We start from the raw sequence: 6467 nt of genomic DNA, 5'->3' as shown, positions 1-6467 counted from the left end.
TCACTCCGGGTGCGATAGTTACACCATCGAAGTAGAATATCTTCTCAAGGAGCGTCCCCGCGGCGTTGGTGGTGTATTTCTCATAGGCGGTGTTCTTGGTCGTACCGGCGTTGTCGTAGATCGACTTGGTCAGGACATTGCCATCGACGTCGTAGGTATATACTATATGGACGACAAGACCTGTATCGGTGCCTGCCAAAGCGTCGGCATACGTATCATATACCATATCGTCCTGAGCATGCTTCTTCCCGTCCCCGAGGGTACCCGTAAAATTGCTGGTCCTGTGCCATTTGCCGTCTGTAATATCATAAGAGATCGCTGCTATGGGGCTGCCCGCCGCATCATACTCATATGTGGCCAGGAGCTCTCCTGTAACGCTATACTCCCTAACAAATCTGGCATGGTCCGCATCATAATAATCGGAGAATGTCTTGTATGTGCCGTCCGGGCGCGTCTCCTTTATGAGATGGCCGTAGTCATCTGTTGTGACGGGGGTCCCGCTATCGTGAACGGATGTGTCGTCGTATTCGTAAATGGTGCCGCTCGGAAGCCTTGTGGTATGCATCCTGCCGCTCAGATAGTATGTATAAGCGGTACCATCTGCCAGAGCTTTACTTATCAATACACCGTCAGGGTTGTAGACATAAGTCACCAGGAGATACGTGAAATCACTGTTTTCAAAACATCTTTTGACGGCTGTTCCGTTGACTTCTAACCATGCGCCGTTGTCAAACCTGATCCATATACCATATGAAGGCCCGAAATCTATTATGAGCTCATCCCTGCCGTTACCGTCAAAATCCCCGGTTATGATAGATACCGGATCTATGTCGCTTATATGCTCCCAGCTCTTATCGTCATACTGGACCCATACGCCGTAGCCGGGACCGAAGTCGATCAGGAGGTCATCTCTGCCGTTTCCGTCAAAATTCCCGGTCGTTATGTACTCGGGGCTTACGTCGCTTATCCGCTCCCAGCTCTTGTCGTCATACTGTATCCACACTCCGTAGGTGGGACCGAAGTCGATCAAGAGGTCGTCTATGCCGTTACCGTCGAGGTTCCCGGCGGTGATATACTCCGGGCTTACGTCGCTTATCCGCTCCCAGCTCTTGTCGTCATACTGGACCCATACGCCGTAGGCGGAGCCGAAGTCGATGATCAGGTCATCTATGCCGTTGCCGTCAAGGTTACCGACAGTGATATACTCCGGGCTTACGTCGCTTATCCGCTCCCAGCTCTTGTCGTCATACTGGACCCATACGCCGTAGGCGGAGCCGAAGTCGATGATCATGTCATCTCTGCCGTTGCCGTCTATATTCCCGTTCGTTATATACTCCGGGCTTACGTCGCTTATGGGCTCCCAGCTGCCGTTGTCATAGAGCGCCCATACGCCGTAGACAGAACCGAAGTCGATCAATAAGTCGTCCTTACCGTTGCCGTCGATGTTCCCGGTCGCTATATACTCCGGGCTTACGTCGCTTATCTGTTCCCAGATAGCATTATCGTATCCTATCCATAACCCGCGGCCCGGGCCCAGGTCTATGATGAAATCGGAGATCCCGTTACCGTCCAGGTCCCCGACCAATATTATCTCGCTTCCTTCTATATATACGTAATCGTATGCGACCGCCCCGTCGTCGTCGGCATCCGCGCGGATCTGCTTATCAACCCGGCCGTATCCCTGTCCGGCGTAATCCTCATCCAGGTAATGATAATACAGGTTACCGTACCCGTCGGCAGAGGGAAAGGTTATCGATTCAAGCCGGCCTGAGGCATAGTAGGTATATATCGTCCCGTCGGCCTCTGCCTTGCTTATCAGGGTCCCGCTTGTATTGTATCCATAAGTTACGAGCAGTGCATTTGACGACCGGACATACTCACTTTTGTAACTGACTATGTCCTGATAGGGGGAGTCATGATATGTATAGGTAGAGTACCTGTCGGTTGCCACATGGTCATCCCGTATCAGCCGTTCGAGGCCGTCATACAGGTACTCTTCGGTTAAACTTCCGCCTGCGTCATAAAGCGAATGCCTCGACATTACTCCGGAGCCGTTATACTCGAATACCTCCTTAAGCGTTACGCCGTCATCCTGCAATTCATCCTTCAGGCGTAATATCCACCCGTTCGTCTGCGTATCGAGGTTCTGCATCTCACCGTTATGGTCATAGACATAGGAGAACCTTCTTTCGGACTGCGTTACGTCGCTCCACATATCGCTCCCGAATCCCGCGCCATAGGCGCCCATATACTCATCTACCGTGACCTGGCTTGCACCCCAATCGTAAGTCCTGTAGATACCCTCCGAAACCTTATAGATCAATGAGATCCTGCCATAAAAACCATATAAGGGTTCATCGAGATATTCATAGATATCACCGTTGTCGTAAAAAACCCTCTTTAATAGGTAGTCGTCGTAGGAGTTGAAGTAGTAGTAGTCGTACTGCGGATCAGCGGCTGACGGGTGGCAGAATACCGCCAGAAAGGCCATTGCTACAAACAAAATTTTTGTCATTCTTCGCATTTTCAGGTCTCCTCTTTTTGGAGTTGCTATTTAACTTTTTGTACACCTTATGTATATACCTTATATTAATACCACATCCTGGCGGATTGTCAATGGAAATTAAGTAACTTTTTTGTGATTTAACATGTACTCCCGATCCTCTCTGATATTTTATTAGTTCGACACGGGAATGACTATAGATATAAATAAGGACGGTGGGCTATCAAAGTATTCTATCTATTACGGGTCCTGCTTCTACCGTTTGCTGACCCTCTCCATCTCCTGTTTTGCCCTCTCCAATTCTTTCTTGGGGTCCGCCGATCGCAAAATAATTTTTTGTATCGCCTCATCTACGTATTTCGAGCATGAGTCCCAGTTTACGACGGCCGGCGGCCCCTTGGCGTCATAGGCCTGCGATACCAGCACTTTCTTAAATTGCGGATCCATATTGATCATCTCCCAGCCATTGATGCTGGGAGGCAGATATGTATCCTGTTTGGCCAGCGCCGCTTCGTATAGCCTTGCCTGTATCTCAGGGCTGAAGAGGAACTTTATGAATTCCCATGCGGCCGCTCTGTTCCTGGACTGCTCAAATATGCCCATTATCCTGCCGCCTATGAATGCGGTACCCTTGCCCGTAGGACCTTTGGGGAGAGTGGCTATGGCCCATCTGCCGGCTATCTCGGGAGCCGAAAGATGAAGGTCGCTTATCTTCCAGTTACCGGATATGGCTATCGGGAAATCGCCGGTCCTCATACCCTGCTCAAGCGGGATCTTCGTCTTGGGTACACCATGATTCAGGTAGAGTTCCGAAAAAAACTTTATCGCGCTCACCGCTTCGGGAGAATCCACCGTGACCCTGGAATGATCTTCGCTGTAGTAATCCCCGCCTGCCTGCCATAAAAAAGGCGAATACCCTATCCAGCTCAATGAGCCCCAATCGAAGATCATGCCCTTTCCGCTCTTATTGAGCTCGTCAAGAAGCGCCGTAAGTCCATTCCAGTCCTGCGGGACCTCCCGGACCATATCGGTCCGGTAGTACATTACATATTCGGTCATATCGAACGGTATGCCGTAGACCTTGCCTCTATACTCTATGGCACCCCACAGGCCGGGAAATACAGATCCTTTTATACCATTCACTTCGCCGGGATAGGCCTTTTGAAGATCGACCATGGAGCCGAGGCTGCCGAACTCGGCCCCCCAGGTGAGCCCCATAGTCCCTATATCGGGCGCGACGCCTCCCGCTATCGACGTGAGATACTTAGAGTGCGCGTTACCCCATGATATGGCATCGCACCTTACCCTTATACCGGTCTTTTTATAAAACTCTTCGGCCAGCTCTCTTATCGTCAGCGCCTGGTCTTCTGAGCCGATAAGCCACATCACGATCCCAATTTCTTTCTTCGCAGTGGCAGATTCCTTCTTTGCGCATCCGTTTAACAAAAGAAAACATACCGCTGAAATTACTAAGAATCTTTTCATTTTCTTTTATTTTAACTATGGACTAATTATATTCTCGCAAATACCTGCTGCATGACCAGCGCCGAGGCCCCGCACGCTATGGAATCTTCGCCTAAACTCGTAGGCACGACCTTCGCTATCTTGAGCGACTCTTCGTATGCCCACTTCTTTATGCTGACCCTCACGGCACTGATGAATATCTCCCCGCACCGCTCGATGCCCCTGCCTATCACTACCGCATCCGGGTTGAACAAGTTTACCAGGAACGATATCTTCAAACCCAGGTAATTTCCCGCTTCGACGAGAAGCTCCCTGGCCACCTTATCGTTCGATTTAGACGCCTCTATGACCATGCCAAGCGTTATATTGGACGGATCGTTCTTCGCCAGCGCCAGTATCCTGGAATCCGAAGACCTGTTCTTTTCAAAATAGGCCATTGCGCGCGACTGTATGCCGAGGTCTATGCCGCGCGACCTGAAACCGCACCCATGATCATACTTGGACCAGCACGTCTCCTCTTTTGAGTCGGGGATCGGAGGGTTCAGGTTAAGCTCGCCGGCGCTTTTGGACGCGCCGTAATATATCTCGCCGTTCAGTATCATGCCGCAGCTGGAATCGGAACATATATAGAGGATGTTCTCCGCTTCCGACGCAAGCCCCAACCCGACCCACTTCTCGCCGAGCGCACCCGCAGTAGCGTCGTGCTCGACAAGGGTCGGGACCTCGAACTCCCTTTCGAGGACCGATTGGAGCGTCGTATAGCTGAAGACCTCTCCCGTTTCAACGGCGTAGCGGACTGTCCCTTTATGCCTGTCCAGGACCCCCCATATGCCGATGCCTATACCCTTTATTTTAGCTGCCTGTATCTTGGATACGCTCAGGAGCTCCTGAGCAAGGTCCTTAACCTTTTCGATGAGCCGGTCCTGCGGCTCTCTCTCCTTCTTCCGCTTCGCCCTCGCCACTATCTTTCCGGAGACATCGAGTATGACCCCGCAGACACAGGAATCCTCCGTAATATGAGGGGCCCCCAGATCGATGCCCATGGCGTAACCGTACTTTGCGTTCAACTCGAGGAGCTCCGGCCTGCGTCCCCCCGTAGAGACATCGAGCCCTTTCTCCAGTACGAGCGTTTTGGAGATGTAGTCATCGACGTAATTAGATATCGTGACTATGTTGAGGTGGGTTATCTTCGATATCTCGGCCCTCGAGACCTCTCTCTTGCGCCTTATGATATCGAGGATGGCCAGGTTTCGTCGTTCCTTCTCGGTAAAACGGTCACTTCGCAAGATATCATCTTTAAACGCCATGACACGCCTCCGAATTTTACTTATCGTTACCAGCTCGACTCAAGATATATTACGCCGAACGTCTTGGCGCCTTTAAATCCGCCGCGCATAAGCGCCCAGTTCGAAACGTAACGTATCCTGGCCCATGTGAGGAACTTGCTCCTCGGTACGAGTTTCAGCATGGGCTTGAAGTACTTATACAGGAAAGAGATGAACAGGCCTCCCCATATGGGGAACCACACCGTCATCGTCCCGCTGACGAGCGTCTGTACCAGGTTTACCAGGAACGCGATACCGAAGAGATGCATGAAATGGAAATCACCGATATAGATTATCGCCTGCATCCAGAACGGCATGACTATCGTGATGTACCTGGGCGTATACTGGAACTGTATCTCGATGACGTTCTTGGCGTGTTTCTTTACCGCGAGCGGATGGCCGAAGCCGTAGCCGTATAGCTGCTTGCAGTACGCCGCCAGCGTGACCCTGTGCATGTGGTCTACTATGGCCGAAGGCTTATAATACAGCTTGAATCCGGCCTTCAGTATGCGAAGCGAGAAGTCCACGTCCTCGCTGGTGATCTCGTGCCAGAACTCCCTCCCTATGGCGTCCGCCGCCTTTTTGCTCACCGCGGCGTTTGCCGTAGCGAAGAAGGGGCTGTGTATATTGCCGTTAACCTCGTGCGGCAGGTCTTTTTCTATCGACGGATAGTATCCTTCCTCTGTCATAAGGCATCTGCCGGCCACCGTCAGGAACTTCGTCTGTTCGCAGTACGCCTCGACGTCGTTATCGGGATCGGTCCTCAGCGTATGTATCTCCCCCCCGACCATGCCTATGGACGGGTCCCTGAAGAACGGGTCGAGCATCTTCCGCGCCCAATCTTTTCTAGGAGCACAGTCGCCGTCCGTGAACAATATATAATCACCCTTTGCCATCTTCAGCGCGGCATTTCTCGCCTCGCCCGGCGACTTCGAATTCGGCACTATCACCAATTTTATGAGCCCGTACTTCTTCTGCCATTCCCTTATGATATCTATCGTCTTGTCGGTAGAGCCGCCGTCCCCGAAGACGATCTCCATCCTATCTTTCGGATAATCGATATCCAGAAGATACTTCAAATTCGTCTCAAGCGTCCTTTCGACATTCCGTATAGGGTTTATTATTGAAATAAATGGTAATTCAGCCATTTCTACTGCCCGCTCCTTTCTTTATTT

The 6467-nt window shown here is 51.3% G+C and carries 4 protein-coding genes; all 4 read right to left on the bottom strand.

What is annotated here, in order from left to right:
• Nucleotides 1-2515, bottom strand: a 2515-nt coding sequence (locus WC515_07605; GenBank protein ID MFA5147223.1) for a hypothetical protein, incomplete at its 3' end; no start/stop codon positions are given.
• A 243-nt stretch (nucleotides 2516-2758) separates the two neighbouring features.
• Nucleotides 2759-3988, bottom strand: a complete 1230-nt coding sequence (locus WC515_07600; GenBank protein ID MFA5147222.1) for an extracellular solute-binding protein — start codon at nucleotides 3986-3988, stop codon at nucleotides 2759-2761.
• Between the two features lie 26 nt (nucleotides 3989-4014).
• Complete coding sequence (locus WC515_07595; GenBank protein MFA5147221.1) at nucleotides 4015-5274, bottom strand: ROK family protein; 1260 nt, start codon at nucleotides 5272-5274, stop codon at nucleotides 4015-4017.
• Between the two features lie 26 nt (nucleotides 5275-5300).
• Nucleotides 5301-6440 carry a glycosyltransferase gene (locus tag WC515_07590; GenBank protein MFA5147220.1) on the bottom strand — a complete coding sequence of 380 codons (1140 nt, stop codon included), beginning with the start codon at nucleotides 6438-6440 and terminating at the stop codon, nucleotides 5301-5303.
• Nucleotides 6441-6467: the final 27 nt, after the last annotated feature.

The organism is Candidatus Omnitrophota bacterium (assembly GCA_041650805.1).
In the GTDB taxonomy this organism is placed as follows: domain Bacteria; phylum Omnitrophota; class Gorgyraeia; order 2-01-FULL-45-10; family 2-01-FULL-45-10; genus JBAZKM01.
The sequence above is the reverse complement of the archived record's forward strand: the minus strand, read 5'-3'. Positions and strand labels throughout refer to the sequence as shown.